Annotated in this window: 26 protein-coding genes and 2 pseudogenes; 18 read left to right on the forward strand and 10 right to left on the reverse strand. The window is 40.5% G+C overall.

Annotated features, from left to right (window positions below; translation table 11 throughout):
* From ACQKMR_RS20710 to ACQKMR_RS20730, 5 genes are all read left to right on the forward strand, one after another.
* On the forward strand, positions 1 to 339 hold a 339-nt coding region (locus ACQKMR_RS20710; RefSeq protein ID WP_427699008.1), incomplete at its 5' end, for an ACT domain-containing protein.
* A gap of 40 nt (positions 340 to 379) precedes the next feature.
* Positions 380 to 1,255: an L-serine ammonia-lyase, iron-sulfur-dependent, subunit alpha gene (gene sdaAA / locus ACQKMR_RS20715; RefSeq protein WP_427699009.1), complete on the forward strand. Its 876-nt coding sequence runs from the start codon at positions 380 to 382 to the stop codon at positions 1,253 to 1,255.
* Between the two features lie 192 nt (positions 1,256 to 1,447).
* On the forward strand, positions 1,448 to 1,666 hold the full coding sequence (locus ACQKMR_RS20720; protein ID WP_056530283.1) for a DUF1659 domain-containing protein: 219 nt from the start codon (positions 1,448 to 1,450) through the stop codon (positions 1,664 to 1,666).
* Positions 1,667 to 1,709: 43 nt separating this feature from the next.
* The gene (locus tag ACQKMR_RS20725) at positions 1,710 to 1,928 is read left to right on the forward strand and encodes a DUF2922 domain-containing protein (protein WP_427699010.1); all 219 of its coding nucleotides are present in this window, start codon (positions 1,710 to 1,712) and stop codon (positions 1,926 to 1,928) included.
* Positions 1,929 to 2,015: 87 nt separating this feature from the next.
* Entirely contained in the window at positions 2,016 to 2,177 is a 162-nt protein-coding gene (locus ACQKMR_RS20730; protein ID WP_427699011.1) for a YvrJ family protein, read from the forward strand.
* 911 nt (positions 2,178 to 3,088) lie between these two features.
* Here the strand turns inward: ACQKMR_RS20730 and ACQKMR_RS20735 are convergent.
* The 4 genes and pseudogenes from ACQKMR_RS20735 to ACQKMR_RS20750 all read right to left on the reverse strand — a co-directional run bounded on the left by ACQKMR_RS20735 (position 3,089) and on the right by ACQKMR_RS20750 (position 5,992).
* Positions 3,089 to 4,762, reverse strand: coding sequence for a ribonuclease J (locus ACQKMR_RS20735; protein ID WP_427699012.1), 1,674 nt, complete (start codon positions 4,760 to 4,762; stop codon positions 3,089 to 3,091).
* A 155-nt stretch (positions 4,763 to 4,917) separates the two neighbouring features.
* A pseudogene (tnpB, locus tag ACQKMR_RS20740) lies at positions 4,918 to 5,034 on the reverse strand (IS66 family insertion sequence element accessory protein TnpB); the annotation flags it as partial.
* Positions 5,035 to 5,246: 212 nt separating this feature from the next.
* Positions 5,247 to 5,393, reverse strand: coding sequence for an IS66 family insertion sequence element accessory protein TnpA (tnpA, locus tag ACQKMR_RS20745; RefSeq protein ID WP_427699013.1), 147 nt, complete (start codon positions 5,391 to 5,393; stop codon positions 5,247 to 5,249).
* A 206-nt stretch (positions 5,394 to 5,599) separates the two neighbouring features.
* Positions 5,600 to 5,992, reverse strand: a complete 393-nt coding sequence (locus ACQKMR_RS20750; protein ID WP_427699014.1) for a thiol-disulfide oxidoreductase DCC family protein — start codon at positions 5,990 to 5,992, stop codon at positions 5,600 to 5,602.
* 454 nt (positions 5,993 to 6,446) lie between these two features.
* Between ACQKMR_RS20750 and ACQKMR_RS20755 the strand changes: the two genes are divergently transcribed.
* Positions 6,447 to 7,319, forward strand: a complete 873-nt coding sequence (locus tag ACQKMR_RS20755) for an AraC family transcriptional regulator (RefSeq protein ID WP_427699015.1) — start codon at positions 6,447 to 6,449, stop codon at positions 7,317 to 7,319.
* A gap of 427 nt (positions 7,320 to 7,746) precedes the next feature.
* Here the strand turns inward: ACQKMR_RS20755 and ACQKMR_RS20760 are convergent, their stop codons facing one another.
* A complete protein-coding gene (locus tag ACQKMR_RS20760) occupies positions 7,747 to 8,589 on the reverse strand; it encodes an alpha/beta fold hydrolase (RefSeq protein ID WP_427699016.1) in 843 nt (280 codons plus the stop codon).
* A 460-nt stretch (positions 8,590 to 9,049) separates the two neighbouring features.
* Entirely contained in the window at positions 9,050 to 9,583 is a 534-nt protein-coding gene (locus tag ACQKMR_RS20765; RefSeq protein WP_427699017.1) for a GNAT family N-acetyltransferase, read from the reverse strand.
* 211 nt (positions 9,584 to 9,794) lie between these two features.
* On the opposite strand from ACQKMR_RS20765, the gene ACQKMR_RS20770 reads away from it, so the two are divergent.
* From ACQKMR_RS20770 to ACQKMR_RS20825, 12 genes are all read left to right on the forward strand, one after another.
* The gene (locus ACQKMR_RS20770; RefSeq protein ID WP_427699018.1) at positions 9,795 to 11,255 is read left to right on the forward strand and encodes a sigma-54 interaction domain-containing protein; all 1,461 of its coding nucleotides are present in this window, start codon (positions 9,795 to 9,797) and stop codon (positions 11,253 to 11,255) included.
* Between the two features lie 332 nt (positions 11,256 to 11,587).
* Entirely contained in the window at positions 11,588 to 13,012 is a 1,425-nt protein-coding gene (gene ablA / locus ACQKMR_RS20775; protein WP_427699084.1) for a lysine 2,3-aminomutase, read from the forward strand.
* Between the two features lie 2 nt (positions 13,013 to 13,014).
* Positions 13,015 to 13,281, forward strand: a complete 267-nt coding sequence (locus ACQKMR_RS20780) for a YokU family protein (protein ID WP_053347558.1) — start codon at positions 13,015 to 13,017, stop codon at positions 13,279 to 13,281.
* 61 nt (positions 13,282 to 13,342) lie between these two features.
* Positions 13,343 to 14,221, forward strand: a complete 879-nt coding sequence (gene ablB / locus ACQKMR_RS20785; RefSeq protein ID WP_427699019.1) for a putative beta-lysine N-acetyltransferase — start codon at positions 13,343 to 13,345, stop codon at positions 14,219 to 14,221.
* A 12-nt stretch (positions 14,222 to 14,233) separates the two neighbouring features.
* Positions 14,234 to 14,464, forward strand: a complete 231-nt coding sequence (locus ACQKMR_RS20790) for a ferredoxin (RefSeq protein ID WP_427699020.1) — start codon at positions 14,234 to 14,236, stop codon at positions 14,462 to 14,464.
* A gap of 139 nt (positions 14,465 to 14,603) precedes the next feature.
* Positions 14,604 to 15,971 (forward strand): aspartate aminotransferase family protein, encoded by a 1,368-nt coding sequence (locus ACQKMR_RS20795; RefSeq protein WP_427699021.1) that lies wholly within the window; start codon positions 14,604 to 14,606, stop codon positions 15,969 to 15,971.
* A 10-nt stretch (positions 15,972 to 15,981) separates the two neighbouring features.
* Positions 15,982 to 16,680 carry a CoA transferase subunit A gene (locus ACQKMR_RS20800; RefSeq protein WP_427699022.1) on the forward strand — a complete coding sequence of 233 codons (699 nt, stop codon included), beginning with the start codon at positions 15,982 to 15,984 and terminating at the stop codon, positions 16,678 to 16,680.
* Positions 16,665 to 17,327, forward strand: coding sequence for a 3-oxoacid CoA-transferase subunit B (locus ACQKMR_RS20805; protein WP_427699023.1), 663 nt, complete (start codon positions 16,665 to 16,667; stop codon positions 17,325 to 17,327). Before ACQKMR_RS20800 ends, ACQKMR_RS20805 begins: the two co-directional genes overlap by 16 nt.
* Positions 17,328 to 17,345: 18 nt before the next feature.
* Positions 17,346 to 18,536: a thiolase family protein gene (locus ACQKMR_RS20810; RefSeq protein ID WP_427699024.1), complete on the forward strand. Its 1,191-nt coding sequence runs from the start codon at positions 17,346 to 17,348 to the stop codon at positions 18,534 to 18,536.
* 2 nt (positions 18,537 to 18,538) lie between these two features.
* The gene (locus ACQKMR_RS20815) at positions 18,539 to 19,852 is read left to right on the forward strand and encodes a peptidase (RefSeq protein ID WP_427699025.1); all 1,314 of its coding nucleotides are present in this window, start codon (positions 18,539 to 18,541) and stop codon (positions 19,850 to 19,852) included.
* A 119-nt stretch (positions 19,853 to 19,971) separates the two neighbouring features.
* On the forward strand, positions 19,972 to 20,052 hold the full coding sequence (locus ACQKMR_RS20820) for a hypothetical protein (RefSeq protein WP_427699085.1): 81 nt from the start codon (positions 19,972 to 19,974) through the stop codon (positions 20,050 to 20,052).
* Between the two features lie 210 nt (positions 20,053 to 20,262).
* Positions 20,263 to 21,768 (forward strand): amino acid permease, encoded by a 1,506-nt coding sequence (locus ACQKMR_RS20825; protein WP_427699026.1) that lies wholly within the window; start codon positions 20,263 to 20,265, stop codon positions 21,766 to 21,768.
* Positions 21,769 to 22,218: 450 nt separating this feature from the next.
* Here ACQKMR_RS20825 and ACQKMR_RS20830 read toward each other — a convergent pair.
* The 4 genes and pseudogenes from ACQKMR_RS20830 to ACQKMR_RS20845 all read right to left on the reverse strand — a co-directional run.
* Positions 22,219 to 22,715 (reverse strand): annotated as a pseudogene (locus ACQKMR_RS20830) (epimerase); the annotation flags it as partial.
* Positions 22,716 to 22,810: 95 nt separating this feature from the next.
* Complete coding sequence (cydS, locus tag ACQKMR_RS20835; protein ID WP_427615371.1) at positions 22,811 to 22,921, reverse strand: cytochrome bd oxidase small subunit CydS; 111 nt, start codon at positions 22,919 to 22,921, stop codon at positions 22,811 to 22,813.
* A 12-nt stretch (positions 22,922 to 22,933) separates the two neighbouring features.
* Positions 22,934 to 23,947: a cytochrome d ubiquinol oxidase subunit II gene (locus ACQKMR_RS20840; RefSeq protein ID WP_427699027.1), complete on the reverse strand. Its 1,014-nt coding sequence runs from the start codon at positions 23,945 to 23,947 to the stop codon at positions 22,934 to 22,936.
* A gap of 18 nt (positions 23,948 to 23,965) precedes the next feature.
* On the reverse strand, positions 23,966 to 25,294 hold the full coding sequence (locus tag ACQKMR_RS20845; RefSeq protein WP_427699028.1) for a cytochrome ubiquinol oxidase subunit I: 1,329 nt from the start codon (positions 25,292 to 25,294) through the stop codon (positions 23,966 to 23,968).
* Positions 25,295 to 25,316 lie beyond the last annotated feature (22 nt).

The following is a 25,316-nucleotide window of genomic DNA, read 5'->3' on the forward strand; positions in this document are numbered from 1 at the left end:
ATTAGACTGTTTGGTGAAGATAAAGAACTAGAGCTTGTTGGAATCTCCATTGGTGGCGGAACGATAGAAATAATAGAGTTGAACTCGTTTAAGCTAAAATTATCAGGTGAAAACCCAGCTATTTTAGTGGTACATAACGATGTTTATGGAATTATATCTTCCGTTTCAACGGTTTTAGCGAATCATGAAATTAACGTTGGCCACATGGAAGTATCGCGAAAAGAAAAAGGTCAAATGGCTCTAATGGTGATTGAAGTTGATCAAAAAATCAATGAGAATGTCATGAAAGAACTTGAGGAATTGGAAAACGTTTCGCAAGTTATTAAAATGGTTGAATAAGAATCACTAAACGTGTTGATATAGATATGGAGGTAAAAACATGTTCCGAAATGTAGCAGAGTTGGTTGAACTTGCTGAAAGTAAAAATGTAAAAATCGCGGAAATCATGATTTTACAAGAAATGGAGTTCTCAGGTTTGTCGAGAGAACAGATTATTGAAAAAATGGACAGGAATTTGACTGTTATGGAACAAGCAGTTGAAAGAGGTCTTAAAGGTGTACAATCCGTTACAGGTCTAACGGGTGGAGATGCAGTTTTGTTGCAAAATTATATCAAAACAGGTAAGGCACTAGGAGGCAATTTGCTATTGGATGCCGTTAGTAAAGCGGTTGCGACAAACGAAGTCAATGCAGCAATGGGAGTGATTTGTGCCACTCCAACTGCAGGTTCTGCTGGAGTAGTTCCCGGTACGTTATTTGCCGTGAAAGAAAAATTACACCCAACCCGAGCTGAGATGATTGATTTTCTTTTCACTTCTGCTGCATTCGGTTTTGTTGTGGCTAACAATGCTTCCATTTCTGGAGCAGCTGGAGGTTGTCAAGCCGAAGTGGGATCAGCAAGTGGAATGGCAGCAGCTGCCATTGTAGAATTGGCCGGCGGTACACCAAGTCAAGCTGCAGAAGCGATGGCAATCACATTGAAAAATATGCTTGGTTTAGTTTGTGATCCTGTGGCAGGTTTGGTTGAAGTTCCTTGTGTGAAGCGTAACGCAATGGGGGCATCTAATGCGATAACGGCGGCTGATATGGCTCTTGCAGGTATTAGGAGCCGAATTCCATGTGACGAAGTTATCGATGCTATGTATAAAATCGGATTGACCATGCCAGTTGCGCTTCGTGAAACAGCTGAAGGCGGACTGGCTGCAACTCCGACGGGTCGTAAATTGGCAGAAGAAATATTTGGTTCATTTAAATAAACTTTTGTCCCCTTTAACAACAGGATTGTTAAAGGGTTTTTTTATGTCAACTCAAGAATATTGAATAACCTGTTCAAGTACAGATACTTGGGCAGTTTTTTTGCGTTTACCAAAGAAAATGAAAAAACTTTCACCACCATGCTACTTTCATCTCGTAAAAGTTTATATGGAGTGTGAAAGGGGGTGAGCGACATGGCAAACCAAATTCCAGTATCAAGTACATTACGGATTGATTTTGAGACGGGGTTAAATGAAAAGGGGGCTATCGTTTTCAAGCGTAGATCATTTTCGAACATCAAGGTTGAGGCGACGGCGGATCAGTTGTTTTCGGCAGCAACAGCAATTGCAAGCGTGCAGAATTATCCAATGGGTGAAGTGACCCGAGTGGATACGAATTCATTGATTGGCTAATCGGCTTTTAGCAAAAGGTTGAAAAAACAGGAGGTGATACAAAATGGCTAGAGTATTGGAAATGATATTCGTAACAGAGGAAGGAAAGTCAGCGACGATTTCCGTTGAAAATCCAAAGGAGCCGGTTGATGCGAATACAGTCAAATCGGCAATGAAGCAAATGATTATTGGGAATGCCTTCGTTGCATCATCGGGCGACTTTGTCAGTATTAAAGGAGCACGCCTTGTCGAGCGTAATGTCGAGGATGTTGAACTTATCTAACTGTAAGCAGGCAGGCTCATCTTTGAAGGTCGTGTCCTGAAATAGGTGAGCCTGTTTTTCACCATACCAGAAGAGAGGTGAACAAAAGTGGATCAAATCCTGCCATTTTTCAGTGATATCGGGTTTCCGATTATTGTTACCCTTTATTTGCTTCATCGGATTGAAACAAAATTGGATACATTGAACGAAACCCTTGTCGAGCTGCCTGATCGGTTGCATGAGGGATTCCAAAGTCAGTTTAGAGGATAGGTCGGAAGCATTATGGATGATATCATTCATAGTGCTTTTTTTATTTTGCAAAAGGGATCTTACCAGATACACATCAAGCTAACGAGGTAAAATACTATATGTAAAATTATCTTGAGAACATTTTAATTTATAATAATAACGAGAATATACGGTATATTATCGGTTTTATTTGAACATTGTTTACTAAAAGGGGTATTTTGTAAATAACATATTTTAAAGAATATATGGGGGGATGCATTTCAATAATTTTCATGACTTATAAAGACTGAATATTTAAAAAATAAACGAAGCTTGATTCGCAAATTAAATTGATTACACACACTAGGAGGACTCTACTTTAGAAATACTATCATCATTTTTAGCACTAACTATAATTATTTCATCAATGCCAAATTCATTAAATGCCAGCAGTGAAGGGGCAGAAGTTTATAGTGCACAACAAGAACTTGTAGGAGAGGTACAAGCAACTCTAATAAATATAATTAACACGATTATTTTTTTAAGATTATCAATAAACTTAAAGAATTGAGTAAACATTTGAATGAATAATAATATAACTTCATTTTTTAAAAGCGTTGCAATCAGTTTTGTAATCAGTTTAATAGTCTTAGGCACTTTAGTAATTATTTATCATTTTTTAAGGGGATTGCAGGCATCGCTTATCTCTTTTCAAGCAAGAGGAAGAATCAGGCGGTGGTCAAAACGACTTCTTGATGTGTAAGATTGAACGGAAAGAAGATGCAATTAAGGTTCATAGTGTTTATCGGGCTTGCTGCCATTTTCATGAAGTTCAAGGTTTGGAATAAGAACAAAGCGATGGCGGGAAAAAGCAAGTAAATCAGAACTTGATTGAAAAAAGGGAACTCGACTATTGCAGTCGAGCTCCCTTTTTGTGGGCTTTGGATTTGATGCTAAATCTCAATGATTAACGGAAGGATCATTGGTTTTTTCTTAGTTTGGTTATAGAGATATTGCCCTAGTTCCTTCTTTATGGTTTGTTTAATGATATTCCATCGGTATATTTTTTCACTTTGTAAGTCGTTGACCGTTTTCGTGACAAGACGATTTACATGTCTAAGGAGCTCATCGGAATTTTGAACGTATACAAATCCACGGGAAATGGTATCGGGTCCTGATACTATTTTTCTTTCTGTCTTGCTTAGTGTTATGACAATTACGAGCATCCCATCTTCGGAAAGCTGTTTACGGTCGCGCAGTACGACTTCTCCAACATCACCAACGCCCATACCGTCAACAAAGGTATTGCCGGCAGCAACCTTTCTGGTTTGACGGGCGACCGAGTTTTCAATATCAACGACATCGCCATTATTGATGATGAAAGTATTTTCCTTTTCCACCCCTACAGACTCAGCTAGTAGTCGATGTTGGTGCAACATCCTATATTCACCGTGAATGGGAATGAAATACTTAGGTTTCATCAGGGTAAGCATGAGCTTTAACTCTTCCTGATAGGCATGTCCAGAAACATGCATGCCTGTTACAGTCCCAGAACCGTAAATGACTTTGGCCCCCAATTGAAACAGGTTGTCGATGATACGGGAAACATCCCGTTCATTTCCGGGTATTGGAGTGGAGGCAAGAATCACTGTATCACCCGATAATATGCTCATATCCCGATAATTCGAACTAGAAAGGCGAGACAGGGCAGCAAACGGCTCTCCTTGACTTCCCGTACATAAAACCGCTACTCTTTCAGGAGCATAATTATCGACTTCATGTGCTTGAATCAGCATCCCATCAGGAACCTCGAGGTAGCCGCGCTCGATGGCAACAGATACGACATTCACCATGCTTCGTCCCAGTAAGGCGAGTTTTCGGTTTGTCTTCTGAGCAGCGTTCACCACTTGTTGAACGCGATTGACGTTTGAAGCGAAGGTTGAAAGAATGACTTTATGTTTAGCCTGCATAAACGCCTCTTCAATATGGCTGCCAACCAGGTGCTCCGAGGGACTGGATCCGGGACGTTCAGCGTTAGTGCTCTCAGATAATAAAACCAAGACACCTTCACTCCCGATTTTGGCCATTTTATGAATATCGGGATACTGATCATTCATGGGAGTTAAGTCAAATTTAAAGTCTCCTGTATGTACGACCGTGCCTTCAGGTGTATGCATGGTGACTCCAAGACAATCGGGGATACTGTGATTCGTTTTGAAAAAATCCAGACTCATCTCCCCAAATTCCAACGTTGAATCCGAGTCGATCTGGATTAATTCAGTATCACCCAAAAGGTTATGTTCTTTTAATTTCAATTCAATCAACCCAAGTGTTAAACGTGTGGCATAAATGGGTACATTTAATTTTTTTAAAAAATAGGGGATACCGCCTATATGATCTTCATGCCCATGAGTCACGATTAAAGCCCGGATCTTCTCCTTATTTTCCTGTAGAAAGGAAATATCAGGAATGATCAAGTCGACTCCTAATAAACTTTCATCAGGAAACTTTGCACCACAGTCGATAATGACGATATCGTTTGAATATTGAACCACATACATGTTTTTACCGATTTCATTCACTCCGCCTAGAGCCAGAATGGACAAAGCATTTTCATTCACACTCAAATAGTTAGACCTCCATTTATTATAATAAGGATAGTCTTTCCTTAGGCCTCTCTTATAAAACCAACTCTTTTTATAAAATGACTTTCTCCTTACAGCAATTCAAAAATCAACTTTAAAAACAACCTACTGCAAATTGGCAGATTCCTTTTAAGTGGTTACACACGAGAATCTTTAGTTTCGCGTGAGCGATTGCAAAAGACAAATAAACAAGAGGAAAAGGGATCTAAGTCAAACTCTTCCTTCACAATGGCTGCCAGTCCATCAATGGATTTACGTAAGTCTGTAACTCATTGCGGCGATACAGACCCTTCCAATGGCTGTTTCTTCTGGCATCATAGCTGTAGAAGCATATGGGGAGTAAAAGGTGCATCTATTTCAATTGTAGCTCCTTTAAAATGAATGCGGATGGTGGTATGTATTTTTTCTTCTATGAGAGGGACATTCATAGATATCCAATTTGTATGTTTACTTTCATTCGGCTCTTTCACTTGAGGTGATAATTTCTTGAGCCAGTATAGAGCCGATGAACCGGTAGATTCTGTTTTTGATACCAAGCAGCTTTGGATAATCCACTTTCTTTAAAATCTTGGATGTGGGCTTCCCATTCTTTCTTTATAAGTTGTTTTGTCATAAAAAAACCTCCACATATAGGATGTAAGGAGATTATCTCATGCGTTTTTTACAAATTGTAGGTGGGGAATATTTGACGCTTACGCAAAAAACAAAGGGCTCGAAATGATGGCGCATCCTACGGCCAATCATTTATGGAGGTATTCTACTTTTACACAATGAAAAGGACGAAAAGCCATGATAGCTTATCGTCCTTTTTTTATTTTTTTATAAAAACCGCTTTCGAACACTTGGCGATGGCAGCATACAGCTTTCTTCTTTTTTCCCAAACCATTTGTAACGGTTCTTGGCAATAAAGTCATAAGCAATATTCCGAATGAAGCTTGGAACGATGGTAAAACCGTAAAACAGTTTCCATGCCCCTTGTAAGCGTCGGCAAATCCTAAGGGCTGCAGACGATTTAAAATAGGCCTTATCTTTTTCAATCAGTACCATACTATCTATATCTGCAGGAACATCGTACTTTTTCAGCAACTCTTGTCCAGCTTCACTTTGAAGGGAGGCGTAATGAAAAACTCCCTTCGGATCACGCTTTATAATGAACTGAACACTCGAATCACAAAAATTGCATTCACCATCAAATAAAATGACCGGATTCATGAACATTCCTCCTAAAGAGAGACGTTTATCATACTCATGCTTCTATAATACACTACCCGTTTTGGTAAGGCGAAAACGTATGGAATTGCTTGGGGTTTTACCTGTTTTTTTATTAAGGGCGTCTTATAATAAAGCTCTAACAGAGTGGGCGGGGTGTTGAAGAAGGCTTATTTATTATCGTTGAAGAATATATACCCATATGAGTGAATAAGGCAAATTAGAGTTAATAAAAGTTGTGAGTTTAGCAGTTATTGCAATTATTTCAGCAAGTACTTGGAGAATGGGTAATGACTTAGTTATGTTATCAGGAAATGGTTAATGCTTTTCGTTCTTCCTTCCAGACCTAACGGAGAAGTTTAGCTGAAGTAGGAATAGACCCTACATAATCGTGCACGAATTGTCGGATGATTAGATTCAACTCCTGCTATTCTATTGAGATAAGGAGGTCATTGAATTGGATTTGCTCAAAAATATGAATGGCGCCATTAAATTCATTGAAGAAAATCTTACGAACGATATTGACTTTAAAGAAGTCGCAAAGTTAGCTTATTGCTCGGAATATCATTTTAAAAGGATGTTTTCCTTCCTTGCAGGTATTTCACTATCCGAGTATATCCGCCGAAGACGACTTACGCTTGCAGCGTTTGAGCTAAAAGATAACAACATAAAGGTCATTGATATAGCGATAAAGTTCGGGTACAGCTCACCAGACTCTTTTGCAAGAGCGTTTCAACATTTGCATGGTATCACACCATCAGAAGCGAGAAGTAATGGCCATTCACTTAAAGCCTATCCACCGATGTCCTTCCAATTATCCATTAAAGGAGGCAGTGAAATGAACTATCGAATTGAAGAAAAAGAGGCATTTCACATTATTGGAATTAAAAAAAGAGTTCCAATCATTTTTAACGGGATTAATCCAGAGATTGCATCTATGTGGGAAAGTTTAGACGAGAAAACGATAAATGAACTTAAAAACCTATCGAATGTCGAGCCATTAGGCCTGCTTAGTGCATCTGCGAACTTTTCCGAAGGCAGGTTGGAGGAAAAAGGGGAGCTTGATCATTATATCGGCGTAGCAACAACAAGGGAATGTCCAGATAACTTAACACTGCTTGAAGTTGATGCATCTACATGGGCGGTTTTCGAAGCAGTCGGACCTTTTCCTGAAACACTGCAAAATGTATGGGGACGTATTTATTCCGAATGGTTTCAATCCTCTAACTATGAACAAATAGAAGGGCCAGAAATCCTTTGGAACGAAAAAAAAGATGTAACCTCACCAACATTTAGAAGTGAAATATGGATCCCCGTTTTGAAAAAGTAAGCATAGGCGAAAGTTTTATCCGAAGAGCTGTCTTAAGGCAGCTCTTTCTTATAAAACTTTCGGGGGTAGGATAGTAGAAGTTGAAATGGTGATACATCTTTTTGAGTATACCGAACATCCATATAAACTTATTAGTTTTTAAATAGTACCACGCATTTGAATTAATTTATGTGTGCGCGCTATATAACAACTTTATAGAAATTATTTCTCCTTTAATCTTTAAACAGATTTTAATACTTTGATTTTTCAAGTAAAGGAAGCCCAATTTCTCGTTTGTAACACTGAGAAATTGGGCCTTTAATATAGGGATATCCATAACGGTGTAAATCAACATATTCCTTATGCTAACCCCTTTAGGATTATTCATCTTCCAAAGTATAAAAAGGCAGCCGTCTTACATAATGGCTAAATCTTTCGACTTATTCTTTTATCGCGAACTAAGCTTTATAACTGAATCTATAATTTCGTCCCAGTCTTCACTATGAATCTCATGCCCTGATCCATCAAGTGTCACTAATTCAGCATGAGGGATGGCTTTCGCAAGAGCAAGTCCGTGCTCGTATGGCAGGGCTGGATCTTCTGTGCCATGAATAATGAGGACAGGTACCCTGATCTCACCCATTCTATCGAAATACACGTCTCCGCCTTGCAGCATAGCATGATTAAATCTGCTCGGGAGCTGTTTGGCGCGGTCCGCTTCTTTTTCCGCCAGTTTATATATTCTTTCCTGCTCATAAGGTTTGGAACCGGCTAAAGTTTTCCATCCATCCGCAAGATAGGGGATGACCGCCTCCCGATTTGACCAATCTATGGAAGCACTCTTCGCATGGTGATCCAATATGCTCTGGTCCATTGGAGGCAGTTTTTCCATCACAGTTCCGAACACACTTGATGCAATTAACGTAAGCGTAAATACGCGTTCCGGATATCTCAAGGCAAGAATTTGGCCGATCATACCCCCTAGGGACATTCCAACGATATGAGCCTGCTCTATGGAATAAGCGTCCAGGACACCCGCGGCATCGTCAGCCATGTCGGTTATTGAATAATTAGAAGTACCGGGTTCATAAATGGTCGATCGTCCCAGATCCCGATGATCATACCGAATGACAAACCTCCCCTGACCAGCGAGGCGGAGACAGAAGTCCTCATCCCACCAGTCTAATGAAGACATCGCTCCCATGATCAAAAGGACAGCAGGGTCCTTAGAGTTTCCAAAACTTTCTGTACATATATCCACTTTATTTATTTTCAGTATCTGTTCACTCATGTTTTTTACCTCCGTATTAAATATTATCTAATAGCCGTTACTAAGGCGCAGATCAATAAATTCTTTCCGGAGCTTGTTTGGCCTGCCCCTTTAATTATCGCAGTCTAACCCATTTAATAATCATGGCGAGGCCTCCTTTAAAATGGGGAATATCCCTATTTACTACTGTAACATGGAGGAATTTCCCATACCACTAAAATTTACCAAATCTTTTTATCTCAGATACTGTCATTCAACTATTCCCATTTCTATATGTCACCTGCTGTTCTTACTGCTGTTTCATACAGGAGCTATGATAATTGTTGGTGGAACAGCTTTTGTAATTGCTACTCAAGCCAATAAATCCACTCCATTGAACGGACTTCTAAATGTTGACAAACTTTTAGCTGGTTGCCTTTAATCCAATACTATCCAAATTCCTCTTTCATTTACTACTATTCTAATGGTAATGAGTCCATTGTTAGATAAGTTCCAAACGCCAACTATTGCAACGCATAAAGCTACCTGGAGGGTATTCGAATTCACATTCGGAGGTAAGATTGAAGTCAAGCTTGCGACAAATTGCATTTGACGCATCATTATGGATTGATGGGAATGCGTGAATATACTTGTATTTCCGTTCGGCTGTGACTTTTGCTATTACAGCCCTCACTGCATCGGACGCAATCCCTTTCCCCTGAAATGAAGGGAGGACACTCCACCCAATTTCGTACACACTTTCATCATTCCACATGGTTCTCCAGTAGCCAACGGAGCCAACTGCTTCTTCCTCTGGAAACAGGATGATGCTAAACATACACCCCTTACTTCCTATCTCAAGATAACGTTTGTGGCGTTTCAAAATTTGTTCTTTACTCTCTGGTCCTCCGAGATGTTCCATCATTTCTGGGGCATTTAGTTGAAAAAGTAAATCAAGGTCTCTATCTTCCCATGGTTTAATCTGTAACCCTTTTTCTTTGCTTCGTTCTGAAATTCCGCTCACCCCTGACATCATATTATACTCTTTATCAATACTTTCTTTGCTGAGAGTGAGTTTCCTTTATTTATATGATAACTTATTATTTTATTAATCTGCCTGAAAAACCTAGAAACAATGATAGTCGGATGGAGAGAATTGTGAGTTTTCAGATTATGTAGATAAATATCTCCTATCAAATGCTATAATTTACAAGTAATACTATCAATGACAGGGCGGAGATGATGAAATGAAAACTTCTGTAAATCAGTTTTCCACTCAATTTGAATGGATATTGAATGTGATTAATGTTGGTGTCCATATAGTTAATAAGGATGGAGATACCGTATTCTATAATAAAATGATGGCTCACATCGATGGGCTGGATCGTGAGCAGGTGTTAGGAGAAAATATCTTTCAGCTGTATCCTTCATTGACTGATGAATCCAGTACGCTGCATGTAGCATTGGAAAAAGGCATCGAAACGATTGAGTCCATTCAAACATATGTCAATTTAAAAGAGAAAAAAATAACTTCTATTAATAGCACGTATCCTTTATACGAGGACGGTGAAATTATTGGGGCAGTAGAAATCGCAAAGGATATTACCAAGGTCATGAACATGTACGATCAAATTGTTGATTTGCGTTCCCAGCTGGCCGAGACCCATAAGAAAAGTAAGTTCTCTGAAGGGACAGCCACCTATCATTTTAGTGATTTAATTGGGAGTAGTCCTGCTTTTCAAGAAGCTATTTCATTAGCAAAGAAAGCGGCTCGTACGCATTCTCCAGTCATGATTTATGGACCTACAGGGACAGGAAAAGAACTTATTGCTCAAAGTATACATAATGTAAGTGCTCAGCGAAATCAACCATTCATTGCGCAAAATTGTGCGGCTGTTCCAAAGGAATTAATGGAGGGGCTGCTGTTTGGTACAACGAAAGGGGCTTTTACCGGAGCGATGGACCGACTGGGGATTTTTGAACAGGCAAATGGCGGTACCCTGTTTCTTGATGAATTGAATAGCCTCGACCTTGGTCTGCAGGCAAAATTGCTGCGAGTGCTGCAAGAAGGCGAGGTACGCCGTGTTGGAGGATCGAAGGAGCAAAAAATTAATGTGAAAATCATCGCTGCGATGAACATTTCTCCAGATGAGGCGTTAGAGCGAGGAATTATTCGCTCGGATTTGTTTTTTCGTTTGAATGTCGTAACCATTCAAATGCCCTCTCTTCTGGAACGTAAAACGGATATTCCGGAAATAGTAAATCACTTTATTCAAAAATTCAATAAATCATTCTTTTCGGATGTAGGCGGGATCAGCCAAAAGGCGATGCAACGGCTGTTTCAATACTCGTGGCCGGGGAACATTCGTGAACTGGGACATGCCATCGAGTTAGCATTTAATGTCATGGACGCAGGGGAAGTTATGATTGATGAACATCATCTTCCTGCTTATTTATTCCCTTCTTCAGAAAAATATGCCGCATCAAATGCGCAGAGCTATCATCCTCCATTAAAAAATAAGATTGATTTACCTGTCGTTCTTGAAGAAATGGAAAGGGAAATGATTATAAATATGTTTGAGAAATATAACGGGAATATCAGTAAAACAGCTGAGGCCCTTACTATTAAAAGACAAGGATTACAATATAAGTTAAACAAGTACGGTATAGAAAAAGTTTATGCCGCAGGATCGAAGGAATCAAAATGAATGGAGAATAATTGAAAACGCTATCATTCACTTATACTTTTAGCGAATGGTTGTTCAATAGAATAAGTATGTAACTTGAAGAGGGCTCTTGCGTATAGAGACCCTCTTTTTTCAATCTCAAAAGGATAAGCATTAATTCCATATCAGCTTGGCGCAAAGAAATTGGCTGCAAAATATTAGGCGTAACGAAAAATATCTTGCGGTTTATGGGGACGATCCGCTCTCTTTTTCTATGTTTTTCTTGTTTTGGATGTTGGCATCATTCTTGCAAGTAGATATATATATAGTTTCTTAAGATAAAGAGGGAGGGAATTTTAATGAGTTTGATGGGAATGGAAGTAAAACATGAGGAATACCTTGGTGGACGTAGACATTATAATGAGATTGAATTGTGGAAAGATGTAACGGAAGAGCAATGGAATGATTGGCTCTGGCAATTAACCAATACAATTAAAACTTTGGATGATTTGAAAAAAGTTGTGAACCTGACACCGGAAGAAGAAGAAGGGGTTCGGATTTCAACTCAAACAATTCCTTTAAATATTACACCTTACTATGCATCATTGATGAATCCTGATGATCCTCGCTGTCCGATTCGTTTGCAGTCTGTACCGCTTTCGGCAGAAATGAACAAGACTAGATATGATTTGGAAGATCCGCTGCATGAGGATGAAGATTCTCCTGTTCCAGGTCTAACGCATCGTTACCCGGATCGCGTTCTATTTCTTGTCACGAACCAATGCTCTATGTACTGCCGTTATTGTACTCGTCGTCGTTTTTCAGGTCAGGTTGGCATGGGCGTTCCTAAGAAGCAATTAGACGGGGCGATTGAATATATTCGTAATACTCCGGAAGTGAGAGACGTTTTGATTTCTGGGGGAGATGGCCTGTTAATCAATGATAAGATTCTCGAATACGTATTGAGTAATTTACGTGCGATCCCACATGTGGAAATCATTCGGATCGGTACTCGTGCACCGGTCGTTTTCCCGCAGCGGATTACAGAAAATTTATGCAATATTCTGAAAAAGTATCATCCAATTTGGTTAAATACGCATTTCAACCATTCACTTGAATTGACGGAAGAAGCGAAAAAGGCATGTGATATGTTGTCGATGGCTGGAGTACCACTTGGTAATCAGGCTGTTATACTTGCTGGTATTAACGATAGTGTTCATATTATGAAAAAGCTTATGCATGACTGTGTTAAAGCAAGGGTAAGACCTTATTACATTTATCAATGTGATTTATCTGAAGGTATCGGCCATTTCCGTGCCCCTGTTTCAAAAGGACTGGAAATCATTGAAGCGTTACGTGGCCATACATCAGGATATGCGGTGCCAACCTTTGTTGTTGACGCTCCTGGCGGAGGAGGGAAAATTGCTTTGACTCCCAATTACCTCCTTTCGCAAAGTCCGGATAAAGTGGTTTTACGGAACTTTGAAGGTGTTATCACGAGCTATCCGGAGCCGAAGAACTATGTTTCTGGAAGTGCAGATGCTTACTTTGATGAAGTGTATGGTACAGAAGAAAGAAAAGGAGCTGTGGGGATTTCTGCTCTGATGACAGATGAAAAATTCAATTTGGTACCAGAAGGCCTACGTCGCCTTGATAAGAGAAAAGCGTATGAAACTACTGATGAACATGCTTCTTTGAAGGATCGCCGTGATAAACGTGATGAAATGAAGGAAAAATTAAGGTTAGCCCAAGAAAAAAAGAACGCCTTGGTCGGAAGTTCTGAAGGCAAGGGGGAATAAGGATGGAATGCTTGTGGTGTAATGCCCCCAACGTTGAGGAAAGTGAAAAGAAGGATTGTTACTGGATTATGCCTGATGGTAAACGATCAATAAAAGTTCTTCAGGTTCCAGCCCTGAACTGTCCAAATTGTGGAATCTATGTGTCTGATTCGATGAATCAGAAGGTGGATGAATCCTTATCTATATATGACGTGAGTGAGTATCCTGATGAGTTTACGTATGAACAGCTTCTTCAGGCACCTGTAAAGAAATTGTTTAATTGGAAATAGAATGCCGGGAGAAGTAGATGATACATCGCTTCTCCCGAATTTTAGTTAAGGAGGGTACATAATGTCTGTTCAAAATCTGCCTTTTTACACCCGAATTGAGACTGGGGACGGTTTTACAATGGAACTCTATCTTGATCATGCAAATCATCGCTTACGCATTGATGATTATCGGGGAAATATCAAAAAAGCGATTACAAGAGCTCTAGCCATCGCTCAGGAGCATGGCTTTACAAAATTGATACTTAAAGCTAGACAAGAAGATTTATCTGCGACATTGGTCCATGGATTTATGCTGGAAGGAATATTGAGTAAGTATTTTAATGGGAATGATGCTTATTGCATGGCATTTTATTTTACCAATGAAAGACGAACAAGTGACTATTGGATGAAGGAAGATAAAATTATCCAAGATGTCATTGATATTCCTAGAATAATAGAAAAGCAACAAATACCTGAAAATTATTCCCTTCGATTTGCTGAGGTTAAAGATGCACAAGAGCTGGCAAATTTATACGGTGCAATTTTTGAAACCTATCCAACACCAATGAATGATGAGCAATATATAAAAAAAGTGATGGAAGAAGGTACGATCTTTAGTGTTATCGAATATGAAGGAACTATCGTTAGTGCCGCATCCGCGGAAGTAAATGATATGTATCATAATGCTGAACTAACAGACTGTGCAACAATCCCTCAACATCGAAAACATGGTTTTATGAAGGTGCTTATCTCAGAATTAGAACAAGAACTTATTAGGAAAAATATTTATTGTGCCTATTCTTTAGCAAGATCTCTATCAATGGGCATGAACGCTGTTTTTCACCAGCTGGGATATGAATATGGAGGAAGATTTACGAAGAATTGCAATATTTGGGATAAGTATGAGGACATGAATATTTGGGGTAAAGATTTATCTTCTTTAAATGGACCTTTCAAATAGGAGGAGTTTTTAATGGCTAAATACACATGGGTTGATAAAGATACCTGTATTGCGTGCGGGGCATGCGGTTCAACAGGTCCTGAAATTTATGACTATGACGATCAAGGGATCGCTTTCGTTATCTTGGATGATAATCAGGGGATTGCCGTAGTTCCTGAGATTCTGCATGATGACATGCATGATGCTATGGAAGGCTGCCCTACAGAATCAATCCTGATTCAGGATGAACCTTTTAGTTTGTAAACTAGGTTTTATGGATTCATATTTCAATCTAAACTCTATCATTAATAGAATTTTTCCAATAGTTTAAGGGTTTTAGCGGACTTGAACTTCATAGAATAAATATATAGTCGGTAAAAAAATGTAAAAAAGGAGAGATGAAATGAAGCGCAATCATTTGATTAAGCCCATTCTAGATCATAATTACCCGACTGTCTCTCATGGTAAGGGAATATATCTTTATGACACGGATGGAAAACAATACATCGACGGATCATCAGGTGCGGTTACGGCGAGTATTGGTCATGGAGTATTAGATGTTGTTGAGGCAATGACAGAGCAGGCGAGTAAAGTTTCTTTTGCATACAGATCTCATTTTACAAGTGAAGCCGCAGAGACTTTAGCCGAAAAGCTAAGTGAGTTAGCTCCAGGAGATATAAATTGGTCATTTTTTGTGAACAGTGGATCAGAAGCAACTGAAACGGCGATGAAGATAGCTATTCAACATTGGCAAGAAAAAGGATATGAGCGAAAAAATCGTATCATCTCCCGCTGGACGAGTTATCACGGGATTACGATGGGTGCTTTATCGATGTCCGGTCATGTGTCAAGAAGAAAACGTTTTGCACCATTATTAGAGGATTTTCCTAGTATATCTGCTCCGTATTGTTATCGATGCCCTTATAATAGTGAAACATCCGGCTGCAAACTGCAGTGTGCAAATGAATTAGAGACGTCCATTCAAAGAATTGGTTCTGAGAATATTGCCGCATTCATCGCTGAACCAATTATCGGGGCATCAGCTGGTGCTGTTACTCCACCGGATGGTTACTATCAAAGAATTATGGAAATATGCGAACGCTATGACATTCTCTTTATCGCTGATGAAGTTATGACTGGAATCGGCCGTACAGGAAAAATGTTCGCCGTGGAACACTGGGGAGTTACCCCAGATATCATCGCATTGGGGAAAGGTATGAGTGCTGGCTATACTCCAATTGCCGCCACTTTGGTTAGTGATCGGGTTATGGAACCCATTTTAAAAGGGTCAAATTCAATCATGGGTGGACACACATATAGTGCAAATCCTCTATCTGCTGCGGTTTCTTTAGAAGTACTTGCCTTTATTGAACGAATGGATCTTGTTCAGGCAGCGGAAGAGAAAGGACAGTATCTATTGGAGAAATTACATGGCCTGGCTAAGAGATCTGACATCATTGGTGATGTACGAGGAAAAGGGCTTCTCTTGGGACTTGAGTTTGTTTCCAATAAGATTTCAAAAACTCCATTCGACTTGCAAAATGGCATAACCTCAAGAATTGTCAATAAGGCATTTGAGAAGGGATTGTTGATCTACCCTGCTTCAGGGGCAATCGATGGAATCGCGGGTGATGCAGTTATTATATCTCCTCCGCTTGTTATTACAAATGAAGAAATTGATAGCCTTGTAGAGATACTGGAAGCTTCAGTTGAGGAATTGCAGCATGAATTACACTCGGAAGGTCTGATAGAGAACAAGCAGGCTATTTAGGAGGAACCATATGAAGCAGGTCATTTCGAAAAAAAACAAAATTGTGACCATGGAAGAAGCACTCAAGCATATCACCGATGGATGTACTCTTATGTACGGTGGGTTTGGGGGAGTGGGGACTCCGCCAACACTCATACAGGGCATCATTGACAAGGGTGTTAAGGATTTAACATTGATTGGCAACGATACAGGATTCCCTGATATTGGAATTGGTAGGCTAGTGACCCTTGAAAGGGCCAAAAAGGTCATTGCCTCTCATATCGGATCCAACCCTAATGCCGGTCGGCTCATGACTGATGGAAAGCTGCAAGTGGAGTTTTCTCCGCAAGGGACATTAGCTGAAAGGATTCGTGCAGGCGGAGTAGGCTTGGGCGGGATTTTTGTTGATGTCGGGATTGGAACGATAGCTGAAGAAGGCAAGGACAAAATGGTAATCGACGGTAAGGAGTATTTGATCGAAACCGCTTTGACCTCGGAAGTGAGTATCGTCTATGCCAAAAAGGCAGACCCGATGGGGAATTTAGTATATGACAAGAGTGCCCGCAACTTTAATCCGCTGGTAGCGATGGCAGGAGCCTTTACGATAGCAGAAGTTGAAGAAATTGTTCCGGTAGGCGAATTGGATCCGGAGTGTATTGCCACGCCAGGTATTTATGTAGATATGGTGATTCCGACAAAAGGGGTGAATTGGAAATGGGCATGGGAGTAGATGTACGAAATCGCATCGCCAAACGCGCTGCCAAGGAAATCCATGACGGATTAATCGTCAATTTAGGTATTGGCATCCCTACCTTAGTGGCCGAACATTTACCTCAAGATATCCATGTGCTGTTCCATGCGGAAAACGGTGTTCTTGGAACAGGTCCCAGTCCGAATCCAGGGGAAGAAGATCCTGCTCTCTGTAACGCAGGAGGTTTTCCGATTACGACTGTAATGGGGGCTTCTTACTTTGACAGTGCAACTGCATTTGGCATGATTCGTCGAGGATACATCGACATTACCATCCTTGGGGCATTAGAAGTTAGTGAAACAGGGGATTTGGCCAACTGGATTGTTCCAGGCAAACGGGTTCCGGGGATGGGCGGAGCAATGGAGCTGGCCCAAAAAGCCAAAAAAGTGATTGTCTTGATGAATCATGTGAATAAGCAGGGTGAATCGAAGATATTAAAGAAATGCACGCTTCCTTTAACTGCACAACGAAGTGTAGATTTAATCATTACAGAAATGGCTGTCATGGAAGTTACAAAAGAGGGATTGGTGTTGAAGGAAGTTATGGCACCTTATACAGTTGATGATGTGATTGCGAATACAGAGGCGACGTTGAAAATCGGGGCTACTGTCAACAGCATTGAATAGGTAAGAGGAGGAAGAGGCATGAATGAGGTTGTCATCGTTGCTGGAGCACGAACGGCAGTTGGATCCTTTGGAAAATCACTCCGGAATGTTAAAGCTACCGAATTGGGCCGTCAAGTATTAGAAGGCTTAATGGAAAAGTCTGGCTTAGGCAAAGAAAAGGTCAATGAAGTCATTTTTGGACATGGCTATGTCCACGGAGGCGGACTTAACTCGGCCCGAATTTCATCACAGATGGCAAGTTTCCCGCACAGTGTCCCAGGCCACATTGTAATCAAGGCATGTGGATCAGGTTTAAAGGCTATTACCAATGCTGCTTTAACAATCGCTGCTGGTCAAGAAGACGTAATCATTGCCGGCGGAGTGGAGAGCATGAGCAATGTGCCTTATATCGTGAAAAATAGATGGGGCGGTAAATTTGGAAACGTAACAATGGAAGATGCCTTGCTGGCAGATGGATTAATTTGCTCGTTGGGAAATGAGCATATGGGAATAACAGCTGAGCGCCTGGCTGAACAATACGGTATCAGTCGTAAAGAACAGGATCAATTTGCTTTTCAAAGCCATAAGAAGGCTTTGAAAGCTGTGGAACAAGGTCGCTTTAACCAAGAAATTATTCCGCTTAAAATCAAGGATCGAAAAGGACTTCAAATCTTCAACCAAGACGAAGGAGTTCGTGAGGACATTCATCTGGATCAACTAGCCAGTCTTCCAGCGGTATTCAAAAATGAAGGAACTATAACGGCAGGAAATGCCTGTCCCATGAATGATGGAGCAGCAGCTGTACTATTAATGTCCAAGCAGCAGGCAGAAGAAAAGGGTTTAAAACCGCTTTTGAAAATTAAGGCTTTCGCCAGTGCAGGTGTTGAACCTGGAGTTATGGGGATTGGACCAGTACCAGCGACTCGGAAGGCATTGGCAAAAGCAGGTCTATCTTTAGAGGATATTGGACTGATTGAACTTAATGAAGCCTTTGCTGCCCAAGCACTTGCAGTGATCAAGGAGTTAGATTTGAATCCGGATATCGTCAATGTCAATGGAGGGGCAATTGCACTTGGTCACCCTGTAGGAGCAACAGGTGCAAAATTGACAGTTACACTGATGCATGAAATGTTGCGTTCTCAAGTTAAGTACGGAATGGTAACGTTATGTATGGCGGGTGGAATGGGACTTTCAGTAATCTATCAGAATATGTCTATACAAGGAGGATAAAAGTGCCAGATTTAAAAAAACGGATTAACCAATGGATTAAGGATCATCGGGAAGAAGGAACAGACTTTTTGCAAAGATTGGTACAAGCGCCGAGTACCCAAGGAAATGAAGCAGACGCGCAGGCTATCGTAGCCCAAAAATTAGAGGAAATGGGCCTGAAGGTTGATATTTGGGAGCCTAACGGTGGGGAGCTGAAAAAGCATTCCTATTTCTATTCTCCTCGCAGCGAATTTTCCAACAGTCCTAATGTGGTGGGAATTATGAAGGGAACTGGAGGCGGCCGCTCCATTATCTTGAACGGACACATCGATGTGGTTCCAGATGGTGATCGGGATCAGTGGGATGACGATCCATATAGTGGAGCCATAAAGAATGGGAAAATGTTTGGACGTGGCGTAACCGATATGAAAGGAGGCAATGTATCCCTTATCCTTGCTATGCAGGCTTTAAAGGACAATGGCATCCATTTAAAGGGAGATGTCATATTTCAAAGTGTGATTGAAGAAGAAAGCGGCGGAGCCGGAACGTTAGCAGCCGTCTTGAGAGGATACAAAGCAGATGCTGCCCTTATCCCTGAACCAACGAATATGAGGATTTTTCCCAAACAGCAGGGGTCGATGTGGTTCCGAGTTCTGGTAAAAGGCCGGTCAGCTCATGGCGGAACCAGGTATGAAGGTGTTAGTGCCATTGAAAAAAGTATGACCGTTATAAATCATATTCGTGCTCTGGAAGAAAAGCGAAATGCACGTATCAGTGATCCGCTTTATCAGAACACACCTATCCCAATTCCAATCAATTTAGGTGTCATTGAAGGCGGTAATTGGCCTTCCTCCGTTCCGGACCTCGTGAAAATTGAAGGTAGGATGGGTGTTGCGCCAGAGGAAACGATGGAGCAGGCCAAAAACGAAATGGCTAATTGGCTGTTACAGATCAAAGAAGTTGATGAATGGTTCAAGGATAATCCGCCCGTTTTAGAATGGTTCGGAGCGCGCTGGGTTCCAGGGGCAATTGATGTAGAACATGAACTAATGAATACGCTCGTCAATCAATTTAGGCAAGTTGCTGGACAAGATCCGGTCATTGAAGCCTCTCCATGGGGGACTGATGGAGGATTGCTGACTCATGTCGGTGAAACGCCTGCAATCGTTTTTGGTCCTGGAGTAACAGAGGTTGCCCATTATCCAAATGAATATATCTTACTGGACAATGTGTTCGCGACAGCGGAAATTATTGCCCTTACTTTAATTCAATGGTGTGGAATTGAACAATTGCAGGATGAGCCTTATGTGGCCTTGGCAAGTAACGAAGACAAATGATAACGTATATTGGGAGTTACCTGATGGAACAAGGTCTATTTAAAATTAACAGGGCTCCATCCATTCAATGTGTTACTAATTGGAAGAGAAAGTGAAGGAAATTAAAGATAACACACGAAATAGAGAAACAATTAAGTCATGATGAATTGATGTCTAAGCCCCGTTTACTTAAAAGAAATTATTTTGTTTTTAGCCAGTAAAGTGAAGCTTCAAAGAAGTTTCCTTGGTAGTGAACATATAAGGTTTTTACCTTCAGTTAGAAAAGGATAAATATATAGTCTTCCTCAAGGTTGTGGGAGACTATTCATATCTATTGAACTCTACTATTACCAACAATACGGCTGTTAAGACAAATCTCTTATAATATTTCTTAAAGTTTTAATTTTAATAGAAAATGAGGTAGAAACCATATGGACATGAATCTCATTGAAAATCAAGAACCGACAGTTAAAAGAAACTTAAAAGCAAGGCATATGACCATGATCGCAATTGGAGGTTCTATCGGAACTGGCTTATTTTTGGCAAGTGGTGCGACTATCCAAAGTGCAGGACCTGGTGGTGCTCTCGCTGCATATGCATGCATTGGGATCATGGTTTATTTCCTTATGACAAGCTTGGGAGAAATGGCTACATACATGCCTGTATCGGGTTCATTTTCTTCCTATGCGACACGCTTTGTAGATCCAGCATTTGGTTTTGCACTTGGCTGGAATTATTGGTTTAACTGGGCGGTTACCCTTGCTGTGGAAATAGCTGCGGCAGCCATCATCATGAAATTCTGGCTGCCTGAAGTGCCAAGCATAATATGGAGTGCCTTGTTTCTTGGACTCGTCTTTATGCTAAATGCTTTATCCATTAAAAGTTATGGTGAATCAGAATATTGGTTTTCCCTAATAAAAGTTGTGGCCATTATTTTCTTTATCATAATTGGATTATTGACAATCTTAGGGGTTTTTGGTGGAGAGGTGATTGGATTTGAAAACTTCACCATGGGCGAGGCTCCTTTCAAGGGCGGATTTTTATCGATCATTAGTATTTTTCTAATCGCTGGATTTTCTTTTCAAGGTACAGAACTAGTTGGTATTGCTGCTGGCGAAAGTGAGAATCCTGAAAAAAATGTTCCGAATGCGATTCGACAAGTATTTTGGCGCATTTTATTGTTTTACATCGGAGCCATTTTGATACTCGGGCTGTTAATTCCATATACAAGTCCAAGTTTATTAGGTGGGGATGTAGATAATATTTCTGTAAGCCCTTTCACGCTTGTTTTTGAACGGGCAGGATTTGCGTTTGCTGCTTCTGTCATGAATGCTGTTGTTTTGACATCATTACTTTCTGCAGGGAACTCGGGGCTTTATGCATCAACTCGAATGTTATGGTCGATGGCAAAAGATAATCAGGCTCCAAAGTTTCTAGCTAAAGTTAACAGAAGGGGAATCCCAATGAATGCCTTGATTCTCACGGCAATAATTGGAGGACTAGCTTTTTTAACATCTGTTTTTGGGGATCATGTATTTACATGGCTATTAAATGCTTCAGGATTAACGGGATTTATCGCTTGGATTGGAATTGCCGTAAGCCATTATCGTTTTAGACGTGCGTACGTAGCACAGGGCGGTGACTTAAACGAGTTAAAATACAAAGCAAAATGGTTCCCATTCGGTCCGATTCTTTCATTTTTTCTTTGTATAGTTGTCATTGCAGGGCAGAATTACGAGGCGTTTCTAAGCGGCAGTATTGACTGGTATGGGGTCGCAGTCTCCTATATTGGTTTACCAATATTTCTAGTGATATGGTTAGGGTACAAGGTTTTTAATAAGACAAAGGTAATTTCATTGAAAGATTGTCAATTTGAAAAACCACTCCCCTATCAAGCAGCAGAAGTGGAAAAATCTATTAATATCAAGGCAAACTAATTCCAGTTTGTCAGGGAGAGAAAAACGAGGGTGTGTGCTTGGAGATAGCCAAATCTCTAGAATTGGTAAAAGTATTCTCACAAGATGCCCAATGTCGAGCTAATGATTCAATTGCTGTAGGATTTCAAAGTCAGTTTCTTAACGAGCATTGTGAATGTTATCATTCATGATGCTATTTTTGTTTGTGGAATTCTAACAAAAAAAATAGTAATCAATTAGATATTGAAAACAGAAAATGAATTAGATTCGATGAAAAGAGGGACTTAATGAGAAGTAACGCTGTTTTTTACCAAAAAACAGCGTTTTAATAGAATGGATATGTTACATATTGGACGAAAACCTCAGTTATATCTCCGAAAGTAAGAATATATCGACGAAAACCTCAGTTATATCTTCGAAAGTAAGAATATATCGACGAAAACCGCAATTATATCTTCGAAAGTAAAGAATTCAGTTTTCCATCATTAAAAGTCGGAGTGTTTCTTCCATTCCTTCTTTGTATGGGGTTTTAGGGATGGGGCCGATGAGGTTTTCATATTTTTCGCCATTCAGAATGAACCCTTCTTTGGTTAAATACATGATTTCCATTACTTCTTTCATGAATGGGTTAAACAAGCCGAGTATCTGAATGATTTTTTTTGTTAGGGGAAGGACCATCCTTTTCTGTCCTGTTACCTGACGGGCAATTTGAATGATTTCGTTTCCGGAAATTAGCCTAGGCCCAGGGATGTTCCAATCTTCTCCATAGGAGTCGTCTTTTTCTGCTATTTCCACGATCATTTTTGATCCGGTAAGTAGACATATTCTCTTGGCGTTTTTAAGTCCCCAATAAAAACGGTCATTTTATTTGCTGCCAATCCATTCAATGTAGGCTGAAGATAGGAGTTCTGTGAAGTGGCCCCATAATAGTCGGGCAGCCTGACAATCAATGCTTTTGCATTTTTCCATTATCGTTCAACAATACACACAAAAAAGCAGCTTGAACAGCTGCTTTTTTGTGTGTATTGTGAACCCTTAAATTGTTTCCGCTTGTTTTGGATCATCAAAAATCTTGTTTCTCCAAGAATTTGCTTTTTGTTCCCCAAATAAATACTCCAGCTATAGAAGCGGCGACGGCTAAGAGCGGTGCGTAGGTGATAAGAAAGTGATGCATGTTTTTTTCCTCCTATCGTTCTCCCTGAACGTATTTTTTGTTGAAAAGAAATAGTTTGAGCACCAGGTACAAAGATGGCACAAGAATCAGTAAGCCCAGTATAAATACGACGACAAGGGCGATGGCCATCGTTTGGTTGGTAAATCCATCATATATGGTTAAATACGGATAAAGCAGGTACGGATAGTGTGAGGATCCATAAGCGAAGAAGGCGAATCCATACTGAAGTACAACGCTTATGAAAGCCATTCCGTAACGTTTCTTTTTATAAAAAAAGTAGACTGCGGTCATGAAAAATACAATTGATATAAGGAACATCCAGGCTTGGTCCATCATCGCTTCAAAATGAACACCATTATGAAGCTTCAGACTGTAAAATGTGGTGATGGCCGCCAAAATCGAAGGGAAGCTCCAAGCCAATGTGTATTTTCTAAGCAAGGCATGTGCTTGAAAGTCATGCGCTTTGTAGGCGTACCATGTCAGAAAGCTTGCTGAAATAAACAAAACACTGACGATGGACAGTAAGACAACGCTCCAGGAGTACGGACTTTTCAGCAGTTCTCCGAGCAAAAGCTGTACTTCATTGTTTTTGACAGAAATGAATCCTCCTTCGGAAATCGTTAGCACCGTTGTTAAAGATGCAGGGATTAGAATTCCTGTCATTCCATATAAAAAGGTTAAAATACGGTTGTTTTTCATTCCATAAGTCCCAAAGGCATAATAGGCACCGCGGATTGCTAGCAAGATAATGGAAATACTTGCCGGAATTAACAGGGCCGATCCAAAATAATACGCGGTTTTCGGAAAGAATCCGATTATCCCGACAAAGAAGAATACCAGGAACACATTGGTCACTTCCCATACAGGAGATAAATATCGCTGGATGATGGTATGAATCAAATGCTTTCTTCCAGAGAAGTCACTGTATGCACTGAAGAATCCAGCTCCAAAGTCAATGGAAGCAACAATGAGGTAGCCAAATAAAAAGATCCATAAGACGGTGATGCCAAGCAATTCTAATGACATTGCAAATCCTCCTTTCTCCTATAACCCAAGCTCTTTCAGTTCAGTTTCTGCTGTGTTTTGTTTGAACATTTTACGTAAGACGATTATGCTGCCAATGCCTAGGGCCAAATACAAGACCGCAAAGACCACAAGTAAGACATCCACGTGAGGTGAAGCGGTTGCTCCATCAATGGTTTTCATATATCCTCTTAAAATCCAAGGCTGGCGTCCTACTTCAGCAAAAATCCAACCTAGTTCAATGGCTAGAACGGCTGCGATACCAGATAAAGAGGTAGTAATCATTAGCCACTTTTTGTAGATCCATTGTTGTTTCCATTTAACAAGTACCAAATATAGTGTGGATAAAAAGGTAAGGCCCATGCCGATTGTTACCATTAAATCAAATAGGTAATGGATATAAAGCGGCGGTTGTTCATCCACTGGAAACTCATTTAGCCCGATGACTTCCGTGCTGGGTAGGTTATTGGACAAAATACTTAAACCATAAGGAATGGAAATCGCGTTTTTCACTACTTTGTCATCGTTCAAATAACCGAATAATACGAGCGGCACTTCCGTGTCTGTTTCAAAATGCCATTCGGCAGCGGCCAATTTTTCAGGCTGATACTCAGCCAAGTACTTCCCTGAGAAGTCGCCAATCAGCGCAGTAGTGATGGAAAAGATGAAGGCTGCGCCAAGTGTCAAATGAAGAGCTTTCTTATGATACGCATGCTTGCTGCCTCTCAATATACGGAAGGCGGCAATCGAAGCCAGAATAAAGGCAGATGTCATATAAGCGGATGAGAGAACGTGAGCCACTTTCGTTGGTGTGGCTGGGTTAAACATCGCCTTCAATGGATCAATTGCTGTAATTACTCCGTTGGTTAATTCAAATCCTTGTGGAGCATTCATAAATGCATTCACAATCGTTATAAAAACAGCAGACATGGAAGATCCAATGACAACTGGAATTAATAAAAGTAGATGACGATAAGGATTCTTAAATCGATCCCATGTATACAAATAAATACCTAAGAAGATGGCTTCAATGAAGAATGCGAATGTTTCCATGAATAATGGGAGACTGATTACTTGCCCAGCCAATTCCATGAAATTCGGCCAAAGCAAACTTAATTGCAGGCCGATCGCTGTTCCTGTCACGACTCCAACGGCAACGGTAATGACAAACCCACGTGCCCAGCGTCTAGCCAATAACAGAAGATGTGGGTCTTTCTTCTTCAAGCCAATCCATTGAGCCAAGGCGATCATCATCGGGACACCGACCCCGATGGTCGCAAAGATAATATGAAATGCTAATGTTAATTCGGTTAAATATCGGCTGTACATGGCCATATTGTTTTCAAACATCGTTGTGACCCCGCTTCCTTTT

The sequence above is a fragment of the Peribacillus sp. NPDC096540 genome, assembly GCF_050278525.1.
Classification (GTDB): Bacteria; Bacillota; Bacilli; order Bacillales; family DSM-1321; genus Peribacillus.